The organism is Myroides indicus (assembly GCF_004364575.1).
Classification (GTDB): Bacteria; Bacteroidota; Bacteroidia; order Flavobacteriales; family Flavobacteriaceae; genus Flavobacterium; species Flavobacterium indicum_A.
This window is the reverse complement of sequence record NZ_SOAG01000039.1, coordinates 1-20603: the sequence shown is the minus strand read 5'-3', so window position 1 is coordinate 20603 and position 20603 is coordinate 1. Positions and strand designations below refer to the sequence as shown.

Below are 20603 nucleotides of genomic sequence, written 5' to 3'. Positions count from 1 at the left end.
GTATTCATATACTTTAGTTTCTGCAGCCAAATGTATACATTACCTTACTTTTTTAAACAAAAAAAGTCGGAAGATTAATCTTCCGACCATGACTACTCATCGAGCAGCTTTTTTATATTTAAAGAGGGTCATTATTACAAATTAGACCTGTTGTATATCTATTTTATTATATTTCATAAATTCTATAAAAACCTTAATTTTCTTTATTTCAAACAACAAAAACCCGCAAAACTCATAAAGACTCCTTTTGTTTTGGACTCAAAGAGAAGAAATAAGAAAATACTTTTAAAAACAAAAAAGTAGAAATTGAATCATGTGCTCATTTCAAAACACAACATCAATCCCTACTTATTTTAAAAATTAATAATGTTACTCTATGCAAGGAGTATCGCAAATTCCTTCTGAAATTTTATAGAGTGATTAAAATTATTTTCTGTTAAACATCATTAATATCCAGTTCACTAAAAACCAAAATAAGAGAAATAACGGATATACATATAACTCTGGACTGTGAAACCAACTCATAATCAAAGTAATTACACAGACAACCACATAATAATACAATCCCAAAAATGCTCCCGCAATCCCAAGATAATTCTTGTGGTGAAGCAATACATTACTCAAACAAACAGGCAACAAACAAGCTAGACCAAACATAATAATGAATATCGCCAAAAGAAGTATAATTATAAACAATACCGACGAAGGCTCCAAAAAAGTAACAGCAAAGAAGAAAATAAAAATACCTACAAAAAAAACAAAATTGCCCGTAGTCAAAATTTTATAGTTTGATATCTTTTTGTTCATACTTTTACAAAATCGAGCTCCTGAAAAACTTGCCAAAGCCACTACAAAACCGATATAGCCGTACTCAACAATAGAAAAACGGAGCATCTCTATAAAAATAAATGGTGCTTCTCCATAATAAGAAAAAATAACCCCGTTCACCACTCCAATGATTCCTCCGTAAATCCAAAATAATCTGTCTTTAAGAATATTCTGTCCAATTACATGAAAATTATAATTTATCTTTGTTTTAACGTTCAAGGTTTCTTTTAAACCGAATAATGACCATATAAATGCAATAGAACCGATAATCATCAACAATCTAAAAACCATTGATACATTCCAAATCGATGCAACGATACTTCCGAGCATCGGTCCGATTGCAGGAGAAAAAGCTAAAACAGCAGAAATTGTACTAAAAACCCCTACTCTCTCTTTTTCATTATAAACATCACGTAAAATAGTTTGGCTAACATTAGAACCAACAGCAGCACCGACAGCCTGAATAAATCGTGCAAGAAGAAAAAAGTGAAATTCAGTTGACCGAAGACATAAAAATGAACCAAGCAGATAAATCGCAATTCCTATCAGCATTGATCGTTTGCGTCCTATAAAATCTGAAAGAATACCCCATAAAAACACTCCGATAGCAAAACCTGCAAAATAGATACTTAACGTTTTTTGTATGTCGTTAGCACTTACGTTGAGAAGATGCGCTAGATCATTAAGTGATGGTGTGTAAATAGTTTCACTTATTTGCGGAAACCCGACAAGAAATATAATTAGCCAAATAAATGACTTAGTTTGTTGTTTCATTTAGATTAAAATTTAGGTAATAAAAAGCCTTTGAAAGTATAGTCACACTTTCAACAATTTAAAATTGATCCCATTAAGAGATAAAATTTTTACTAACTAATTTTTAAATAGAAAAACATTACAATATCATTTTGAAGTGCAAATTTACAAAATGTTATTAATATTAAATATAAACCCAATATAAAGCCTCTCTTTAAAAACACAAACTACACCTAATAAAAAACACTATTTTATAAAAACCGTCAAATAAGGCACAGCAAAATCATTCATCTTCCGTAAATTTGTAACTACCGCAGTTTTCAGTTATTAATTCTTTATACAGCCTGAAACCTGCGAAGCATCGTATTTTATCTGGAAGTCATGGAAGAGTGAGAACAGCTGTTTAAAAAGTACAAGGAAAACGGACAGGTTTATTTTAAATACGACACATTGCTTTACATCGGAAAATACAACAATTATGATTTTACCTTTTGAACCCTACAATCCCCAATGGAAAATGCAGTTTTCGGCTATTGAAGACGAATTAAAATCAGTGCTTAAAACTGTAGAAGCGCAGATCGATCACATCGGCAGTACTTCCGTTGAGGGGCTTTCCGCTAAACCCATCATCGATATTCTGGTCGGGCTGGAAAATGAAGCAGACCTGGACAAAATACCTGTCTTACTGCAGGGAAAAAACTATGTCTATTACGAAAAATACAACGAGGACATGCCCTACCGACGTTTCTTTGTAGCGCTTACGGGGGCGCCTGAGCAACTGGGCGTACCGGCATACATCGGACAACAGGACGAAATATCGGAGCGCATGCATGATTATAGTCTGCGGATAGCACATATCCACGCCATACCGAAACAATCGGAGCACTGGCTGCGACACATCGCTTTCCGTGATTACCTGCGCACCCATCCTCAGGTAAAAAACGAATATCAGGTGCTGAAAGAGCAGTTGGTACAACGGGAATGGGAAGACGGCAACGATTACAACGCCGGAAAGGATGCGTTTTTAAAGGAATATGAACGAAAAGCAGTGGAGTGGTATATAAATCGAACATCTGCTAAAAAAAATGGATAGGAACGGAGAACCTTTATAGAACAGGATGAAATACAGAGACGAAACCTTAAAAAAGATCATTGACTGGTCGCACACCAACGACGATATACGAGCGGTATTGCTAACCAGTTCTCTTGTGAATCCCTTGGCTCCGGTAGATGATTTGAGCGATCTGGATATAGAACTGATTTTCAGAGACAATGCATCCTACATAACAAACAAGGAATGGTTGCACCTGTTTGGCACTCCCATCGCAATGATTGAAGAGGACGAGTCCTGCTTTGAATATAAACACGCCATGAAGATGGTTTTGTACGATGACGGCGTAAAAGTTGATTTCAAATTGTTTAGCGCATCCAAATTTTTGGGAGAGGTCCATCAAAAAGAATTGCCCGAAGATTGGGATATCGGTTATCAGGTTTTGGCAGATAAAGACGGAATAACACAAGAAATGCAGAAGCCCACGTATCAGGTTTCCATCATTAAAAAACCGTCAGAAGAACGGTTCAAAAGCCTATTGAACGACTTTTGGTGGGATACCACCTATGTCGCCAAGTGCCTTAAAAGGGAAGATCTGTTTTATGCAAAATTTATGTCAGGAAATATCCGGACAGATTATCTGATTCCATTGATCGAATGGTATATTGCCAGTGCGCACGAGTGGAGCATCACGACCAATAAATACGGCAGGCTCTTTAAACAATACCTGTCGCCCGAAATGTGGAAAAAGGCAGAACAAACGTTTTCAGGAAGCGATTTAAACGACAACTGGAACGCACTGTTTGCGATGGCAGATCTGGTCGCGGAAACTGGCAATAAGCTGTCCGAAAAATTAAGGTATCCCTATCCACTGCAACTTGAAACCGATATACGAAAGTACCTGAATACATTAAGAGTGAACGAACAATGACACAAGAAACGATACAGATACACGACCAAGTCTATACACTATACACCCATTACCAGCATCAGGAAAAGCTCCGTCTGGAATTTAACCGGATGACGCAGGAATTCTGGGCGTTTGATTTTGAAAACTACTACCAATCCGGCTTTTGGGACGACGATACGTGCATTTTGTATTCCCTGTTTGTCGGGGACAGCATTGCATCACATGCCACCGTGAGTTTGTTTGAATACGAAGGTAAAACGCTGATTCAGCTGGGCACGGTAATGACCGGTCTTCCCTACCGAAACAAAGGATTGAGCCGGTTTTTGATGGAGAGAATCCTGCGTGATTTTGAAGGAAAACACGCGGGCATCTTTTTGTTTGCAAACGAAACAGTGCTCGACTTTTATCCGAAATTTGGGTTGCTTCCCGTACCCGAATCCGAACATTTTTTCAACGTGGAAACTACGGACAGTGTTCCAAAACTGACCAGACGCCAATTGAATTTAGATCATCCGGACGATTTGAAATTGTTTGAAAACCGGGTAGAAAATGCAGTATCTAACAGTCGTTTTACACCCCGCAACAAAGGGCTCACTTTCTTTTACTGTTACGCCTATCCCGAAATGGGATTTAAAAATTCCGTTTATTTTGTAGAAGCGTTCAACAGTGTAGTCATTGCTCAAATTGAAGAGGATGTTTTATATATAACAGCTATTTTTACACCGGAAGAAATGAATGTAAAACAACTGACAGGAGCGTTTACAGATTTTTCGTTTAAAGAAGTTGTTTTGGGGTTCACGCCAAAAGAAACAGCAAAAGCACATGCCAGAGGTTACAAAGAAGATGATTTACAGCTGTTTGTATCGCCAGAACTGCACGCTCTGTTTGCAAACAACCCGTTGAGAGTTCCCCTATTATCACACACTTAATTACCTGTGTACAACACATTCAATCCGTAAGAACATCATGCATACACCACATATTCCAAAAGAAACCGAGGACGTTGTCCGTATTATAAAAGAAATAACCGGGCAGCCGGTTGCAGGAATTTACCTGTACGGTTCTGCCATTTGCGGAGGGCTCCGACAAGACAGCGATATCGATATTTTGGTTATCGTTGAAGGAAAACTCACCCCTCGCAATAAATTACAACTGATAAAGCACTTCATGCAGGTATCTGGAGCCATCGGCAACCAGCAGTTGATCCGCCCGCTTGAAATCACGATGGTCAACAAAGAAGAGCTTTCCCCGTGGCAGCATCCGGTCAGCAGCGAATTGCAATACGGAGAATGGCTTCGCGACGATTTTTTAAAAGGACAACTACCCGACTCCACACCCGATCCCGACCTCACCATCTTGCTACGACAGGTACGGCAAAACAGCGTTACACTGGTCGGAACCAACGCTCAGGAACTCATTCCGGACATACCGGATAAAGACGTAAAACAAGCCATTTCAGACGCTCTTCCCACACTTCTTAAATCCATCGAAGGCGACGAAAGAAACACCTTGCTTACCTTAGCCCGAATGTATTTTACAGTCGTTACCGGTAAAATTGAAACAAAGGATAAAGCGGCAGATTGGCTGCTTTCCGAAATCCCCATGCCTTTCAAACACTTGTTGGAAATGGCAAAGTGTGCCTACCTTGGAACGTGTCAAGACAACTGGCAGGGAAGAACAGAAGAGCTGAGTCAATGTGTCGATTATCTGGTTAAACAGATTGAACAAAAGGGATCGGAAAAAGAACTGTAAATTCTGAAAAACAACAAAACAGAAAGAAAATGAACCTGAAAGAAAGAGCCTTCCAACTGGCAAAACCAAATGTATTAAACGCTTATATTGCCTGCGGAGATGTTGCCGCTGCAATTGAAACCGCAGACGGCAACGTGTATACGGGCATTAGTATTGATACTGCCTGCTCGTTGGGGCATTGTGCCGAACACGGAGCGGTTTCGGAAATGCTGAAACACGGAGAATACCGCATCAAGGCAGTAGTTGCTGTGGACAGCAGTGGTAATGCTGTGCCGCCCTGCGGAAGGTGTCGCGAACTCATGAGTCAGCTTTCTCCTGACAATCGGCAAGCCATCGTGGAAGTTCGCAACGGAATTTTCAAAACACTGGAAGAATTAATGCCCTTTGACTGGAAAACAGAGCCCGGTAAGCAATAATGATCGGAATTTAATGAAGTTAATTGTGCATTAAAAAATGCTTTTCTGTACCTTTATCATTCATCATAAACAACAAAAACATGCAAGAACGAATTGATATTTCCGTCGCAGCAGCCGGAGCCTATAAACGCGTATTGGCGCTGGAGAATTTTATTCAGGATTCAAAACTTTCAAAAACACACCTCGAATTAATCAAAATCCGCGCTTCACAAATCAACGGGTGTGCGTTCTGTATCAATATGCATACGCAGGATGCTTTAAAGCAGGGAGAAACGGCACAGCGCATTTTCCTGTTAGATGCCTGGAGGGAAACTGAATTGTATACAGAGGAAGAACGCATCATTCTGGCAATGACAGAAGAAATTACACACATCAGCCAACACGGTCTGAGCGACAGCACTTACGAAGCGGCATCAAAACTGTTTGACGAAGAATACATTGCGTTAATCATTATGACCATCGTAACCATCAATGCGTGGAACAGAATTGCCGTGAGTACGAATAAAACCGTAAAATAATACCGTCAAAAGAGCAGAAAACAACCCTATAAAATGAAAACAGGTTATCAAAAAATCAACATAGAGGAATGGAAGCGAAAAGAACATTTTACCGCTTACAGAGGTGCTGTAAAATGTGGGTTCAGCCTGACGGTGAAGCTGGATATTTCGCAGGTCATTCCCTTTATCAAAGAACAGAACTATAAATTTTATCCCGTGATGATTTATCTGCTTTCAAAAGCGGTAAACAGGCATTCCGAATTTAAAATGGCAATGAACACAGACGAATTAATTGTCTGGGATCGGGTTGATCCTGTTTACACCGTCCTTCATCCGGAAACAGAAACCTTTTCGGCGCTCTCCGTTCAACATACCGAACAGCTTTCGGACTTTGTCAAGGCGTACGAAACAACCGGCAATCGCTATCAAAACAGCCGTCATTTTTTTCCGGAAAAACCCCCCGAAAATCATTTTAATGTTTCGGCAATTCCCTGGGTTCACTTCGACAGCTTTAACCTCAACATTGCGGATTTTACCGATTACTTCGCTCCCAGTTTTACCATCGGAAAATACCAAACGGAAAACAACCGCATTCTGCTGCCATTAGCAATACAAGTCCATCATGCGGTATGCGACGGAATCCATGTAGGCAAACTGATTGATACCTTGCAGGAATACTGCACGACTATTCAAACCTTTAAGCACATTTAAAAATTAACGATGCAGATACGTCAATTAACAGAACAGGATATTCCCGATTTATTAAAAGCGATTAACGGTTCTTTTGCCGATTATATCGTGCCTTTTCAACTCAATGCAGAACAGTTGCAATTTAAAATGCAGTCTGAAACTATTGTACCCAAATGGTCAATTGGTGTTTTTGAAGATAAAAAAATGATTGCCTTTATCATGCACGGCGTGCGAACCATAGACGGAAAAACTGTAGTCTATAATGCAGGAACAGGTGTGCTGCCCGATTACCGCGGGCAAGGACTGGTGGGTAAAATGTACAACTACTTACAGCCTTTTTTAAAAGACTATCAGGTGAGTCAGCTCGTTTTGGAAGTCATCGAGAGCAATCGGTCTGCCATTCGCGCTTATGAGAAAAACGGATTTGTTATCCACCGCAAATTGCTGTGTTTTGGCGGAACACTCCAAACAACACCGCGTCTAAACACCGCTTCCGTCCAACCTTTAGAAAAGTTTTTGTGGAAGGATTTTCAATCGTTCTGGGACATTTTGCCCAGCTGGCAAAGTGCAGTACCAAGCATGGATACTGCACAACCGGCTGCACTGGGTGCTTTTGTTGATGCGGAACTGGCAGGATACGTCCTTTTTAACCCGGCAAATAAACGCATGTATCAGATAGCGGTGGCACCTCAGCACCGACGAACAGGGATAGGCACGCAGCTGCTTGCTGAAGTACAACAACAACTTTCCAACGAAAAAGTACAAATCAACAACGTGGACGAAGCTGCAGAAAATCTGAAATTATTTTTAGAAAAGCAAGGTTTAACCAACGACATCAATCAATTTGAGATGACCAAGAAGTTGTAAATTATGGTAACAATTACAGCCTATCAACCCGATTACTTTGACGCGCTTACAGCTTACCGGTTAAGTGAAGAACAATCGCAATTTTCCAGAATTCCAGCGCAGGTATTAACCGATTCGGAAATTATGAGCAATACCAAACGTTTTCATTACTGCATTGTGTTTGATGAACAACCCGTTGGATTTTTTTCGCTGGATTTTTCAGATGATCGTTTGACATACACTTCCAACACTGAAGCTGTTTTACTCCGCTCGTTTTCTGTAAACCCCGCCTTTCAGGGAAAAGGAATTGCAAAAACAGCATTGCTGCAGCTTCCCGTTTTTGTCAAACAGCACTTTCCCGCAACTACAGAGATTGTATTTGGCGTCAACGCCCGGAATACAAGCGCTTATCAATTGTACCTCAAAACCGGTTATTCAGATTCCGGCAGCATCTATGAAGGCATAAAAGGACCGCAATATGTAATGTTTAAAAAATTGGAAGAAACTTAAAAAATAACAGATATGATCCGAAAAGCAGAACCGGCAGATTTGCCCACGATAAAAACACTTTATTTTCGGCTGTTTGAGCAAATGGCGCACTATGAACCCGATTACATGCAGGCAGCCCATCAGGATGAAGCTTTTCTGCACAAAGTCCTTGCGGGTGAAGATCATTTTACCGCCTTTGTTTACCAGTCAGCCGGAGAAATAAAAGGCATGGCTATTACACAATTACAGGAAAGTCCGCCTTACAATTGCTTTGTACCATTAAAATGCATGTATTTAATGGATCTGATAGTGGCTGCTGATGCGCGAGGACACGGAATTGGAACAGCCTTAATGGATCGCGTTAAAATGTGGGCAAAGGAAAAAAGAGCCGATTACCTGGAGCTAAGCGTCTTGTCTAAAAACAGCCTGGCAGAAGCGCTGTATCTGCGCGAAGGTTTTGAAGCATACAGTACTTCCATGCGCATGAAAATAAATTAGCTGATTAGTTAACAATGAACAACAACAGTACCACATGATGAATTTTGACACTTTTCCGGACATTACCACAGAGCGTTTACAGTTGCGCCAGATACAGACTTCGGATGCCGAAGCTTTGTTTTCTTATTTTTCAAAAGACGAAGTCACCCAATTCTTTGATCTGCCCACTTTTAAAACCATACAGGAAGCACATGATCTGATAAAAAGCTGGCACGAACGTTATTCCAGAAACGACAGCATCCGTTGGGCGATTTGTTTGAAAAATCAGCCTGAAAAATTAATCGGCACGTGCGGTTTTCACAATTTTTCTCCCGAAAACTTCCGTGCTGAAATGGGATATGAACTGCATCCGGATCATTGGAGAAAGGGCATGATGACAGAAGCTATAAGAGCAATTATTCCGTTTGGGTTCAACACATTTCGCCTGAACCGCATCGAAGCCTTTATTGACCCGGACAACGTATCGTCCAGAAAGCTATTGGAAAAAGTAAACTTTGATTCTGAAGGCGTTTTACACGATTATTTTTTTGAAAAAGGAACGTTTGTGGATGCTGAAATTTTTGCTTTGCTCCGAAAAAACCAGTACCGTCTTTCAGCGGCTCGTTAAAAAACCGGGCAACGGGGTTACAATCCCATGTGCAAAACCGGATAGGCTTTGCCCTGTCCGTCTTGTTCTGATCGTTTGAGAACGCGAAATCCCATGTGTTTATAAAATCCGATTCCCTGGAGATTTTGTTCGTTCACGTCTACTTTTGCAATGTTAAATTGGGTGATACCATACACAAGCAGTTTTTTACCAATTCCTCTACCGCGTACACGGTTATCAATGAATAACATTTCAAGATTTTCAGCAGAAATCCCCATGAATCCAACCAACCTTCCCTCTTCTTCATAGCCTAACAAATTAACGTGTTCAAAATACACGGGAAGCTGTTCTTTGTAGTAATTGAAATCCTCTTCTTTTAAAAAATCGTGTGTATTCACTACAGCACTTTCCCATATTTGCACCAAATCCGGATATTCCTCCGTTGCAACTTTTCTAATCATCTTCTTATGTTTATAGAGGCAAAGGTCTTCATTTCTGAACAAGCTGCACTGAACCTGGGTTAAAAAATCCGCTTGCGTATTCTACTTAACGCCTGAGGGGTAATTCCTAAGTAAGAGGCAACATCTTTTAGCGGGATATAGTTAAACAAACTTCCGTACTCCTCCATCATGAGCAAATAATACTGTTCAGGCGAATATTTAATCAAGTCGATGTTTCTTTTTAACAGCCGATTCAACAGTATAACCGTTAAATTATCAAGAACAGCTTTTAAACGGGGAATTGCTTGATAGAGTTGAGCCAACTGCTTCCTATCAATTCGATAAATAATGCTGTCCGCAAGTATTTGTACATTAAATTCTGACTTTTTTCAAGTATAAAGGCTATATTTGACATGGAAAATGTTCCTTCTTTGCAAAACCAGAACGTTTGTTCTTCTCCTTTCGGATTCAACGTCCAACAACACGCCATTCCTTCGTAAATGAAATAGCTGTATTTTTCCACTTCTCCTTCCCGGACGAGAAATTTGTTTCGCTGAACAGTTATGCTTTCAAAGTAGGAATCAAATAATTCGGATTCCTCTAAAGTCAATGCATTGATATCTGCATCGAATTCCTTCAACAGTTTTTCTAAAATCATTGTACAATCATCTAAACTCGTGAAATTTAATACTTATTTTCTCATGAACAAAAAACACAAAGAGCCAACATACACGCATTTCGATAGGGAAATGAATCATTTTTTTGTATTAACCGGCGGTCCTGGAACAGGAAAAACCAGCCTGATTGAGGTACTGAAACAACACGGTTTTCAAACAGTTCCCGAAGATGCCCGCAGAATCATTCAAGAGCAAGTGGCAATGAAAGGAGACGGATTGCCGTGGGCAAACAAAATGCACTACGCCAACCTGATGTTTGAAGCTGCTCTGAAAAGCTATGCCGTTCAAAAAAGCAATGGCAGCACGGAACCAGTTTTTTTTGACAGAGGCCATCTGGACAGCATCTGTTATATGAAAATGGAACAGCTGCCTCTTTCCAAACAGGTTCTGGAACAGGCACGAAAATATCCTTACAACAAATGTGTTTTTATACTTCCGCCGTGGAAAGAAATCTATATAACCGATGCGGAACGGAAGCAAAGCTGGGAGGAGGTTCTCTTTACTCATGAACAAATGAAAGAAACGTATGCGGAATTTAACTACACGGTCATTGAACTACCTAAAACAAGCCTTAAAAACAGGCTCAGGTTTGTAATGGATTTTCTGAATTTGTAGTTGTTTGTAATTATTATTTTTTTAATAAGTATATGTTATTTTATTCTGATAGCTAGCACTATCTTTTACAATTTTTGCTAAGGAAATTCTTTTCATACACCTGAAAAAATCACGTTTTTTTAGTTTACCTTACTTAGAGTCCATATAATACCCTTATCTTTTGTTGCTCTAAAAATTGTATGGTGTTCTTCGTTTGGTTCATCCGAATAGAACCATTTTACATTTGATAAGTTTTCGACTTCGAAAATGTGTGCTGCTTCCTGTGTATGCGGGGAAATATCTGCTGCATTTGAACCGGCAAACCACACGCGTTTTTCACTTGTTGGAAATTTCATCAAATGTTCTTTTGCCGTTTTTATCAAATAATGGTCATTCCACCACAAGGAAGGATCAAAAGCGATGTAGTTGTCGAACATATCCGGTGACATAAAGAAAGTTTCCATTACAAAGAGTCCTGATAAAGATTCTCCTATAATACTTTTTTCGTTTGTTGTTCTGTATCTTTTGTCAATTTCAGAAAACAGTTCATCTTTGATAAATGCTCTGAATTTTTCGGAACCTCCTACCACTGGTGCTATCTCCTTATCTTCTGCTACTTCAGTAAATCCTGTCAGATCTCTTCTTCTTTCGGTATTTTCAATACCAACAAGAATGAGTGGTTCAATTTTCCTCTCCTCAATAAGCTTTTCCAGTGTATTTGCAATATGCGGAAAGTCTTCTTCTATTCCACCATCTGCCATATACATCACAGGTAAATCGTCTGAACTTGTTTTGTATTCTGCCGGGGTCCAGACATTAATGGTTCGTTTTTCGCCAATCTGTTTGGATTGAATTGTAAAAGTATCGTGCTCGGGAATAGGATCGTTTGTTTGCGAAACGTTGGAACAGCTGGAAAAGAATATAATTCCTGTTATTATCAGGTAGTAAATCGATTTCATATTCATTTTTTTGATATTAGGTAAAACTTATAATCTTTAAATGTACAAAATTAATTGCTTATACATCTATTGAGCTATACTCTATTTATGGACATTTATGCAGTTTGATTAAGTGATTTTCAATATTTCTTCTTTAAATCATACGATTGTCTTTCAGTGGGTCGGATATTTTAAAAAAGTACTTTTTTCACACACAAGAATATGCTTCTAGTCGATAAATTAAAGAGTGAACACACTACAGGCTGATTACTTCATTATACAACTGAAGCTCCATGTGCTTTTTTACTTCTGCTGGTTTGCGGAATGGAATAACTACATCATCATCCAACATTTTAATAGCCCTCAAAAATTTAATGTAGAATAGTCAATTTTTTAAATCAGACTAAACCCAAAAAAGTTGGACTGATTTTTACAAGAAATATTTACCTTTAGATAAAAGCAAAATTACAGTTTTAAAACTTCCATTAATTCTTTAACTGCAGCTCTTCCTGCTCGGTTAGCACCTATTGTTGATGCGGAGGGTCCATAACCTGTCAAATGTATACGCGGATCTTTCGCAACTTGTGTAGCTAATTTTCCCGTCATTTCAATACCTCCCTTCTCGTTTGTCAACTTTAAGGATTTAAGGTGGTCCAGAGAATGTCGAAATCCTGTATTCCAAAAAATAACATCTGCTTTAAGAGTAGTTCCGTCTGCCCACCGAACTCCTGTTTCTATTATTTCATCAAACATAGGTTTTCTTTCTAAAATACCTTTATCCAACATTTCCTTAATAGCAGGAGTTATAGGTAAGCCTGTTACAGAAACAACTGAATTTGGAGGCAAACCTTCTCTTACTCTTTTATCTACCATGGCGACAGCTTCACGTCCTAATTCCGGTGTAAATTCATAGTCTCTAAAATCCGGCTGACGACGGGTAACCCAAGTTGTTTCAGTAACTGTAGATATCTCTCCTAACAGTTGTACTGCTGAAATTCCTCCTCCTACAACAATGACATGTTTCCCTATAAATTCTTCTGCATTTTTATATTCTCCGGTATGCAGCTGTCTTCCTTTAAATTTTTCCCAACCAGAATATCGGGGACAATGGGGCGTTTTCCAGGTTCCGGTAGCATTAATCACTCCTCGAGCACTAAATTGAATCCCGTTGGTTCTAATCAAAAATCGATTCTTTCGTTCTGTTACTTCTATTACCCTAATAGGACGGATTATCGGTAAATTAAATTTTTTTTCGTAATATTCATAATATTTTGGAACTGCTATATTTGCCTGTAATTCTAAATCTTCTGTCTGCATCACATCCGAAAAGTGCATACCCGGCAAATCGTTGATCCCGTTTACAGTACTTAATGTCAAAGAATCCCAACGGTGCTGCCACGCTCCGCCAGATTCAAATTCATCATCCAACACTACAAAACCTTTTCCTGATTTCAATCCTTGTTTTTGCAAATGATATGCGGCTGACAATCCTGCCTGTCCTGCACCGATTACGACAATATCTACTTTGTAAAATATCTCGGGCTGATTCTTTTCTTCTTTTAAAAGATTTACAGATGTTGTTGACTTATCAAGGTTCATACGTGCAGGTATTATATAAAGTTTTCATTTTTGTAAAATCTATTTGCTCTACAATTTACTATATTTATTCATGTAAACAGCCTTTTCTAAGGCGAATTGTCTTTCGTTTCAATTCTATTTTAATAGAAAAGAGTAATTTAAAACTCTTAATTTACCTTGAATTTAACTAAAATTGATCGATTTACCATATTTTAAAAATAGAAAAAGTTATCCGTACTCTTAAAAAACTTACTCTTTTGAGGCAGATATTTCTTATTTCGTATGTCTGTAGATATAATCCGTTTTACAGTCATTTTTTAATTCAAAAAAAATTCTTATATTTGAAATAACAAATATTCATAATATAAAATTTAGAGTTAAATTAGAGAAGGATAGTGATAATCACTATCCTTCTTGATTTTGTATTTAGCAGTCATATATTTGTTTAAATTCCGCCCATAAGACATACCAAAAAAACAATAAATTTATCCTTATAGAATTACATATCTCAAACTAATATTTAAATATCAATCCTATTTTTTATAATCTGCTTCCTTTTACATTTCAAATTATCAGAGTAATAAATCATATAATACCAGATTAAAATAATTGAATAAAAGGTTACTTTCTTATGCCGATACTAACGATGTAACCCAAGCTGAAGGCAGCAATACTATTATACCGAAATATAAAGATAGAGACATCCAAAGCGCATTATTAAGTACCCAGAGCTTTCTTAACTTTCAAAAGCAACGAGAAAAAATTTGATTTCTGAACCTATAATCAGCGTTTTGAACTTTACAGGAAGCTCAAGAGAAATATTGTAAATTATTTACAGCGATGTAATGCAAATAAAGAACAGTATTAAATCGCTGTATAATACTTTTTACTTTTCGGGTATATTCCTATCAACCCAAACGGCAAAAGCTTTCATAAAACCCTTTAAAAATCTCTGAGTAGATTCGTTGGTAAGGTTATTATTTACATCAAACAACGAAGCAACATTTCCTATATAGGCTTCGGGTTGCGCCATAGCAGGAATATTCAAAAAAACAAGCGATTGCCTCAAATGGTGATTTGCTCCAAACGCGCTTAAACGTCCGGGAGAAACACTAATAATGGCTCCTGGTTTTCCTTCCCAACAACTTTTGCCATACGGTCGTGATCCTACATCTATTGCATTTTTCAACACGGCAGGAACAGATCTGTTATATTCTGGAGTTATAAAAAGTACTCCGTCAAACGATGCCAAATGTTTTCGGAACATTGTCCATTCTTGCGGAGGCGAAGTTTCCAGATCTTCATTGTAAAATGGAAGTTTGCCAATATTGATTGTTTCCAAAACCAATGTATCTGGAGCAAACTCAGGCAACACATCTGCCATCTTCTTATTCCATGATTCTTTGCGCAGACTGCCGACTAAAACAGCTATTTTAAACTTTTTCATATTTTCTTTTTTTGTTATAATCTTTTTTAAATTTCACTGATTAATCATTGGTATAAAAAATATTGTCTTTTTTTATGCTTTCTTTTTTTGTTGAAATTAACGCCAACCCAATTCAGGAGCAACGTATTCCATAATAGCCGATAATACGTGTACATTATAATCAACCCCCAGTGTATTAGGGACAGTTAAAAGAAGTGTATCTGCTTCCTGTATTGCCTCATCCTTGGCAAGTTCTTTAACAAGCTTATCGGGCTCTGCTGCATAACTTCTGCCAAAAATAGTCCGCTTATCATTTTCTATTACACCTATCTGGTCTTTTCGTTCTGCTTCTTGTCCAAAATAATAATGATCTAATTCGTTTACTAAAGCAAAAATAGACCGGCTTACCGAAACTCGCGGTTCTCTTTTATGACCTGCATTCTTCCATGCTTCTTTATACAATCTGATTTGTTCAGCCTGTTGTACGTGAAATGGCTTTCCGCTTTCATCTTCTTTTAAAGTAGAGCTTTGTAAAAACATACCATTTTCTGCCGCCCACACAGCTGTTGCATTAGAACCCGCTCCCCACCAGATACGCTCGCGAAGTCCCTTAGAATAAGGTTCTAAACGCAATAGTCCCGGTGGATTTGGGAACATCGGATACGGATTAGGTGTAGCAAACCCTATCCCTTCTAATTTTTCTAAAAATTCAAGTGCCTTACGGCGTCCCATCTCCGCATCATCCTCTCCTTGTTGTGGTTCATAACCAAAATAACGCCAGCCATCAATAACTTGTTCGGGCGAACCTCTGCTAATACCCAATTGTAAACGTCCGCCTGAAATGAGGTCGGCAGCACCGGCATCTTCAATCATATAAAGTGGATTTTCATAGCGCATATCAATAACTCCTGTCCCGATTTCTATTGTATTGGTTTTAGCACCAATTGCCGAAAGCAGAGGAAACGGCGATGCCAATTGAGCAGCAAAGTGATGTACCCGAAAATAAGCGCCGTCAATACCAATAGATTCTGCTGCCACAGCCAAATCAATAGACTGGAGTAGAGTATCACTGGCTGATTGCGTTTTGTAAGAAGGGTGATTGCCCCAATGTCCAAAAGATAAAAAACCTATTTTCTTCATATTGCTTTAATATTCTTAATGTATTACTACAAATATAATCATTTAACTGCCGGCTTCCATTAACCTATATTAAGTTATCGACTAAGAGCTAAATATTTATAAATATAAATATTATTGGTATTAATGAATTCACCGAAAAAACGAATTGTTATCTCCAAGCTAAAGAAAATCAAGTGGAACATAGAAGTGTCTTAGCATATAAGAAATTTGTTCTTTCCGAATAAAATCACATAGTTCCAACCGGATTATTCAATATAATTAATTTTTATTTTATTCTTTATTCTAAATTGATTGGGCGACATTCCGGTTTCTTTTTTAAAAAATTTCGAAAAATAACTCGGAGAAGGAAAATGCAATTCAAAAGCTATTTCCGAAATATCGCTTTTTGTATTTAACAATAAAACTTTAGCATATTCTACATTGACTTCATTAATAAACTGCTTTGCGGACCGACCGATTACATTTTTAATGCACCTGTTTAAATAATTTTCTGATAAACACAGTTCTCCAGCGTAATAACTTACTGATTTCTCTCTTATATGTGAATCCATAACCAATTGCTTGAATTTATAAGCTATTTCTAATTCTCTGGAATTAAAATCGTAATTGGCTGTGTAATAATTTAATCTTGACAAAATAGAATAAAAAATCGGAATATAAACTTCGGGTCTGTTTTCAATAAAACTTAGTTCTCCGTACAATAACAATAAACTAGCGGCTATAGACTGCCCGTCATAGTAATCAAGATTATAATACGGAACATACTTTAATTCCTCCTTTTGATTATACATCAATAAGTACTGAGTAAAAATATCCGATTCGTAAAAAACAATAAACCCTTTAACGTCTTCAGACAAATATTGGGTTGCAGTCCATACTCCCTGCTTTACATGGAGGCATTCGCCTGCCGAGATACGATAATTTTCAAAATTAATTAATTGCTCAAATGCACCTTGAATCAAAAAAACAATAAAGCTAAAAGTAGTTCGGTAAGGACTTACGGGCTTAACAATTCCTGTCAGATATTCTTCAATTTTATAAACCTGAAGTGAATTCGTATTGCTTAAAACCTTATAGTCAAGATAAGGCAGGTACATTTTTTTATAATCGTAACTAGATAAAATCTGAGAAACTTTTTTCATAAAAAGCACAGTAAAAAAACATGTCTAAAGTTATGGAAAAACGACAATACCGGAAAAGCATGAAAAAGGATATTTTAAGCATATTATGGATATTTACTTCTGTTTTATAAGTATATACTTTTGTTCAAAACTTTAAAGACTATGTATTTAACGCATCAAGAAAAAGAAAAAATGCTGCTTTTATTTGCAGCTATAATTGCAAAAAACAGGAAAGAAAAAGGCTTAAAGCTTAGTTATCCGGAGTCCGTAGCTTACTTATCGGGGCATATTATAGAAGGTGCAAGAGAAGGCAAGACTGTACAAAAACTAATTGAAGAATGTTCTCACTTGCTTAGCGGGGAAAATGTAATGGACGGAGTTCCGGAACTACTTGAACAATTACAGGTTGAAGCCATGTTTGTGGACGGCACTAAATTGGTTTCTCTAAATAATCCAATTCGCCATAAAACTTCCGCTGTAATTCCGGGTGAATACGCTTATGCACCCGATGATATTAGCTTATCATCAGATAGGAAAAGAATCACAATAAAAGTGATTAATACAGCTGACAGACCCATACAAGTGGGATCGCACTTCCATTTTTATGAAGCAAATCCAGCTTTGGATTTTGACAGAGAGCAAACCAAAGGATATCATTTAGACATAGCGTCTGGTTTATCCGTCCGATTTATGCCGGGTGTAGAGGAAATGATTGAGTTGGTGGAATATGGCGGAGATAAAATTATATATGGTTTTGCAGGAAAAATAAACGGAAACCTTTAATTTAATATTGTAATAGAAAATGAAAAAAATATCACGTAAAGAATATGCAAGCTATTTTGGTCCGACAGCAGGAGACAAAATACGCTTAGCTGATACAGACCTTGGGGTTCAAATTGAAAAAGATTATACTACCTACGGCGATGAGTTGATCTTTGGCGGCGGAAAAGTAGTAAGAGACGGGATGGGTCAGCATCCGCTAGCAACCAAAGATCAGGTACTGGATACAGTAATATCCAATGTTGTTATCCTTGATCACTGGGGTATTGTAAAAGCAGATATAGGAATTAAAAACGGAATTATTGTCGGCATTGGAAAAGCGGGAAACCCTTTAACGATGGATGGCGTTTCCCCTAATATGATTGTAGGTGTCGGTACTGAATACATTGCAGGAGAAAACCTGATTGTTACCGCAGGAACAATTGATACGCACGTACATTACATTTGTCCGCAACAATTTGACGTTGCTCTGCAATCGGGTACAACAACCGTTGTTGGAGGAGGTACAGGACCAGCTGCTGGCACTTTAGCAACCAACTGTACCTCGGGAGCATGGCATTTACAGCGCATGGCTTTAGCAACGGATAAAATTCCGGTTAACTTCATCTTTTTAGCCAAAGGAAACAGTTCCAGTACTGAGGCGCTAAACGAAATTGTAACTGCGGGTGCCGGAGGAATGAAAATTCACGAGGATTGGGGAAGTACACCTTATGTGCTAAACAAATGCTTAGAAGTAGCAGACGAAGCGGATATTCAGGTTTGTATTCATACCGATACGCTAAATGAGGCGGGATTTGTTGAGGACTCACTAAATTCGTTCAACGGCAGATCTATTCATACTTATCACACAGAAGGTGCCGGCGGCGGACACGCACCCGATTTACTGAAAGTGGTAGAATACGATAACATCTTGCCTTCTTCTACCACACCTACCAATCCCTTTACCATCAACACCATTGACGAACATTTGGATATGATGATGATTTGTCATCACTTAGATAAAAATATCCCGGAAGATATTGCTTTTGCCAAATCGCGAATTAGAGAACAAACTATTGCTGCGGAAGGAATTTTACATGACATGGGCGCTATTTCTATGATGAGTTCTGACTCTCAAGCAATGGGACGCATCGGCGAAGTTGTAACGCGTACCTGGCAAATTGCCGATAAAATGAAAAAAGATTTTGGTGCATTACATCCGGACACTGTAAATGACAACTTTAGAGCCAAGCGCTATGTAGCCAAATATACAATCAACCCTGCTATTACACACGGTATTTCAGAATATGTAGGCTCCATCGAAATTGGAAAAATGGCTGATTTAGTTTTCTACAGACCCTGTGCTTTTGGTATTAAGCCGGAAATGGTGTTAAAAGGCGGTATTATTGCTTATGCAGGTATGGGAGACCCAAATGCCTCAATTTCTACACCTCAACCATATATGTATCGTCCAATGTGGGGTACACATGGCAAACTAGTCGGGGAAATTGCCGCTCTTTTTGTTGCTCAACAAGCCATTGATCACGGAGGTTTAAAAGAGTTAGGCGTTGAAAAAGCACTAAAAGCGGTAAAAAACACGCGTAATGTTAAGAAGTCGCATTTAATTCACAATGCGAGTCAGCCTCATATTGAATTGAATCATCAAACCTATGAAATTCATATCGACAATCGTCCTGTTTCTATTAAACCGTCAAGCTCACTCCCTTTGAGTCAACTATATCATATTTAATTTTTTTCAGAATGGCTGCTTGTAAGCAGTCATTCTTCACTTAGTTTTTTTCTTCCATCGCAAGTAACACGCAACTTATCAGTTAAAAATTGCAATTCTTTATTCTATACGCACAAATTCAAACGGAATTTTTAAATTTTCTCCCGAAACTAACGCATTCATTTTTCCAGCGATTTTCCAATATTCAATACGATTTGGAAACTCTATAGAATCATTTATGCATACAAATCTATCCCTTGCAATTTCCGATACCTGAAATACGGTTGGATTTTGCTCGTCAGGCATTTTTACCAAAAATCTCCATTCTCCGTTTTGTTCCAGAATACGCATGTGTTCTTGACTTATGGTGTCTCCGTTTTGTATTGTAAAACCAATCCCGTAATATTCGGATTCATTTAACTTTTCCCAATTCTCATAGGTTTCTTTTCCTTCTTTCTCATTACTCCGCTTCCATTCCCCAAGCAACCAATCAAAATCTTGAGTTTTGAATTCAATTTCTGTTTTCAGCTGATCAGCACCGGATTCTCCTTTTTGTTTACACGATAAAAGAAGTACTCCAACGATTGCTAAAGTTATAATCTTGTTCATATTATTAAAATTAGAGTTATCAAAAGCTCAACAATAATTACAGATTTTAATAATTAAAACCCGTTGTGCATTATGAATTAAAGAAGAGAAAAGTTGTTCATTTGATTTAAAATCAGTAAATTGAATTAACTACAAAACCATTTACAATGAACAACTTAGGTGCAAATTACGAAAGAATTTTGGAAGTTTTACGAAAAATATCAAATGAAAATTTATTACCCTACCAAAGACGAACACCAAAATTGAAGGATTTGGAATTGATAAGTCTTGCTTTAA

General features: G+C 37.9%; 23 protein-coding genes and 2 pseudogenes. 15 read left to right on the top strand and 10 right to left on the bottom strand.

The window, feature by feature from the left end; all coding sequences use genetic code 11:
* Nucleotides 1–426 precede the first annotated feature (426 nt).
* Entirely contained in the window at nt 427–1602 is a 1176-nt protein-coding gene (locus C8P70_RS12835) for a multidrug effflux MFS transporter (protein WP_133713713.1), read from the bottom strand.
* A 457-nt stretch (nt 1603–2059) separates the two neighbouring features.
* On the opposite strand from C8P70_RS12835, the gene C8P70_RS12830 reads away from it, so the two are divergent.
* The 11 genes from C8P70_RS12830 (at nt 2060) to C8P70_RS12780 (ending at nt 9337) form a co-directional block, all read left to right on the top strand.
* Entirely contained in the window at nt 2060–2674 is a 615-nt protein-coding gene (locus C8P70_RS12830; protein WP_133713712.1) for a GrpB family protein, read from the top strand.
* Nucleotides 2675–2699: 25 nt separating this feature from the next.
* Entirely contained in the window at nt 2700–3563 is an 864-nt protein-coding gene (locus tag C8P70_RS12825; RefSeq protein ID WP_133713711.1) for an AadS family aminoglycoside 6-adenylyltransferase, read from the top strand.
* Nucleotides 3560–4471, top strand: a complete 912-nt coding sequence (locus tag C8P70_RS12820; RefSeq protein ID WP_133713710.1) for a GNAT family N-acetyltransferase — start codon at nt 3560–3562, stop codon at nt 4469–4471. Before C8P70_RS12825 ends, C8P70_RS12820 begins: the two co-directional genes overlap by 4 nt.
* Nucleotides 4472–4508: 37 nt before the next feature.
* Nucleotides 4509–5294, top strand: a complete 786-nt coding sequence (locus C8P70_RS12815) for an aminoglycoside adenylyltransferase family protein (protein WP_133713709.1) — start codon at nt 4509–4511, stop codon at nt 5292–5294.
* A 29-nt stretch (nt 5295–5323) separates the two neighbouring features.
* Nucleotides 5324–5710: a cytidine deaminase family protein gene (locus C8P70_RS12810; RefSeq protein ID WP_133713708.1), complete on the top strand. Its 387-nt coding sequence runs from the start codon at nt 5324–5326 to the stop codon at nt 5708–5710.
* 80 nt (nt 5711–5790) lie between these two features.
* Entirely contained in the window at nt 5791–6228 is a 438-nt protein-coding gene (locus C8P70_RS12805) for a carboxymuconolactone decarboxylase family protein (RefSeq protein ID WP_133713707.1), read from the top strand.
* Between the two features lie 33 nt (nt 6229–6261).
* Nucleotides 6262–6918 (top strand): type A chloramphenicol O-acetyltransferase, encoded by a 657-nt coding sequence (gene catA / locus C8P70_RS12800; RefSeq protein WP_133713706.1) that lies wholly within the window; start codon nt 6262–6264, stop codon nt 6916–6918.
* 9 nt (nt 6919–6927) lie between these two features.
* The gene (locus C8P70_RS12795) at nt 6928–7764 is read left to right on the top strand and encodes a GNAT family N-acetyltransferase (protein WP_133713705.1); all 837 of its coding nucleotides are present in this window, start codon (nt 6928–6930) and stop codon (nt 7762–7764) included.
* Between the two features lie 3 nt (nt 7765–7767).
* Entirely contained in the window at nt 7768–8253 is a 486-nt protein-coding gene (locus tag C8P70_RS12790) for a GNAT family N-acetyltransferase (protein ID WP_133713704.1), read from the top strand.
* A 12-nt stretch (nt 8254–8265) separates the two neighbouring features.
* A complete protein-coding gene (locus tag C8P70_RS12785; RefSeq protein WP_133713703.1) occupies nt 8266–8730 on the top strand; it encodes a GNAT family N-acetyltransferase in 465 nt (154 codons plus the stop codon).
* Between the two features lie 34 nt (nt 8731–8764).
* Nucleotides 8765–9337 (top strand): GNAT family N-acetyltransferase, encoded by a 573-nt coding sequence (locus C8P70_RS12780; RefSeq protein WP_317128294.1) that lies wholly within the window; start codon nt 8765–8767, stop codon nt 9335–9337.
* 17 nt (nt 9338–9354) lie between these two features.
* Here the strand turns inward: C8P70_RS12780 and C8P70_RS12775 are convergent, their stop codons facing one another.
* The 3 genes and pseudogenes from C8P70_RS12775 to C8P70_RS14060 form a co-directional block, all read right to left on the bottom strand.
* Nucleotides 9355–9777: a GNAT family N-acetyltransferase gene (locus tag C8P70_RS12775; RefSeq protein ID WP_133713702.1), complete on the bottom strand. Its 423-nt coding sequence runs from the start codon at nt 9775–9777 to the stop codon at nt 9355–9357.
* 59 nt (nt 9778–9836) lie between these two features.
* Nucleotides 9837–9920: pseudogene (locus C8P70_RS14365) on the bottom strand (Crp/Fnr family transcriptional regulator); the annotation flags it as partial.
* Between the two features lie 125 nt (nt 9921–10045).
* Complete coding sequence (locus C8P70_RS14060) at nt 10046–10414, bottom strand: Crp/Fnr family transcriptional regulator (RefSeq protein WP_243832711.1); 369 nt, start codon at nt 10412–10414, stop codon at nt 10046–10048.
* Between the two features lie 43 nt (nt 10415–10457).
* Between C8P70_RS14060 and C8P70_RS12765 the strand changes: the two genes are divergently transcribed.
* Nucleotides 10458–11048, top strand: a complete 591-nt coding sequence (locus C8P70_RS12765; protein ID WP_243832710.1) for an AAA family ATPase — start codon at nt 10458–10460, stop codon at nt 11046–11048.
* Nucleotides 11049–11167: 119 nt separating this feature from the next.
* Here the strand turns inward: C8P70_RS12765 and C8P70_RS12760 are convergent, their stop codons facing one another.
* The 5 genes from C8P70_RS12760 to C8P70_RS12740 form a co-directional block, all read right to left on the bottom strand.
* On the bottom strand, nt 11168–11986 hold the full coding sequence (locus C8P70_RS12760; protein WP_133713701.1) for an alpha/beta hydrolase: 819 nt from the start codon (nt 11984–11986) through the stop codon (nt 11168–11170).
* A 444-nt stretch (nt 11987–12430) separates the two neighbouring features.
* The gene (locus C8P70_RS12755; protein WP_133713700.1) at nt 12431–13564 is read right to left on the bottom strand and encodes an NAD(P)-binding domain-containing protein; all 1134 of its coding nucleotides are present in this window, start codon (nt 13562–13564) and stop codon (nt 12431–12433) included.
* Nucleotides 13565–14429: 865 nt separating this feature from the next.
* A complete protein-coding gene (locus C8P70_RS12750; RefSeq protein ID WP_133713699.1) occupies nt 14430–14990 on the bottom strand; it encodes an NADPH-dependent FMN reductase in 561 nt (186 codons plus the stop codon).
* A 96-nt stretch (nt 14991–15086) separates the two neighbouring features.
* The gene (locus C8P70_RS12745) at nt 15087–16109 is read right to left on the bottom strand and encodes an LLM class flavin-dependent oxidoreductase (protein WP_133713698.1); all 1023 of its coding nucleotides are present in this window, start codon (nt 16107–16109) and stop codon (nt 15087–15089) included.
* Nucleotides 16110–16354: 245 nt separating this feature from the next.
* The gene (locus tag C8P70_RS12740) at nt 16355–17251 is read right to left on the bottom strand and encodes a helix-turn-helix domain-containing protein (RefSeq protein WP_133713697.1); all 897 of its coding nucleotides are present in this window, start codon (nt 17249–17251) and stop codon (nt 16355–16357) included.
* A 141-nt stretch (nt 17252–17392) separates the two neighbouring features.
* Between C8P70_RS12740 and C8P70_RS12735 the strand changes: the two genes are divergently transcribed.
* Both C8P70_RS12735 and ureC read left to right on the top strand, forming a co-directional pair.
* Nucleotides 17393–18013: an urease subunit beta gene (locus C8P70_RS12735; protein ID WP_133713696.1), complete on the top strand. Its 621-nt coding sequence runs from the start codon at nt 17393–17395 to the stop codon at nt 18011–18013.
* 19 nt (nt 18014–18032) lie between these two features.
* Nucleotides 18033–19739: an urease subunit alpha gene (ureC, locus tag C8P70_RS12730; protein ID WP_133713695.1), complete on the top strand. Its 1707-nt coding sequence runs from the start codon at nt 18033–18035 to the stop codon at nt 19737–19739.
* 99 nt (nt 19740–19838) lie between these two features.
* On the opposite strand, the gene C8P70_RS12725 is transcribed toward ureC, so the two are convergent.
* Nucleotides 19839–20327: a DUF6265 family protein gene (locus tag C8P70_RS12725; protein WP_243832709.1), complete on the bottom strand. Its 489-nt coding sequence runs from the start codon at nt 20325–20327 to the stop codon at nt 19839–19841.
* Between the two features lie 146 nt (nt 20328–20473).
* Here C8P70_RS12725 and C8P70_RS14360 point away from each other — a divergent pair.
* Nucleotides 20474–20603: pseudogene (locus tag C8P70_RS14360) on the top strand (IS982 family transposase); the annotation flags it as partial.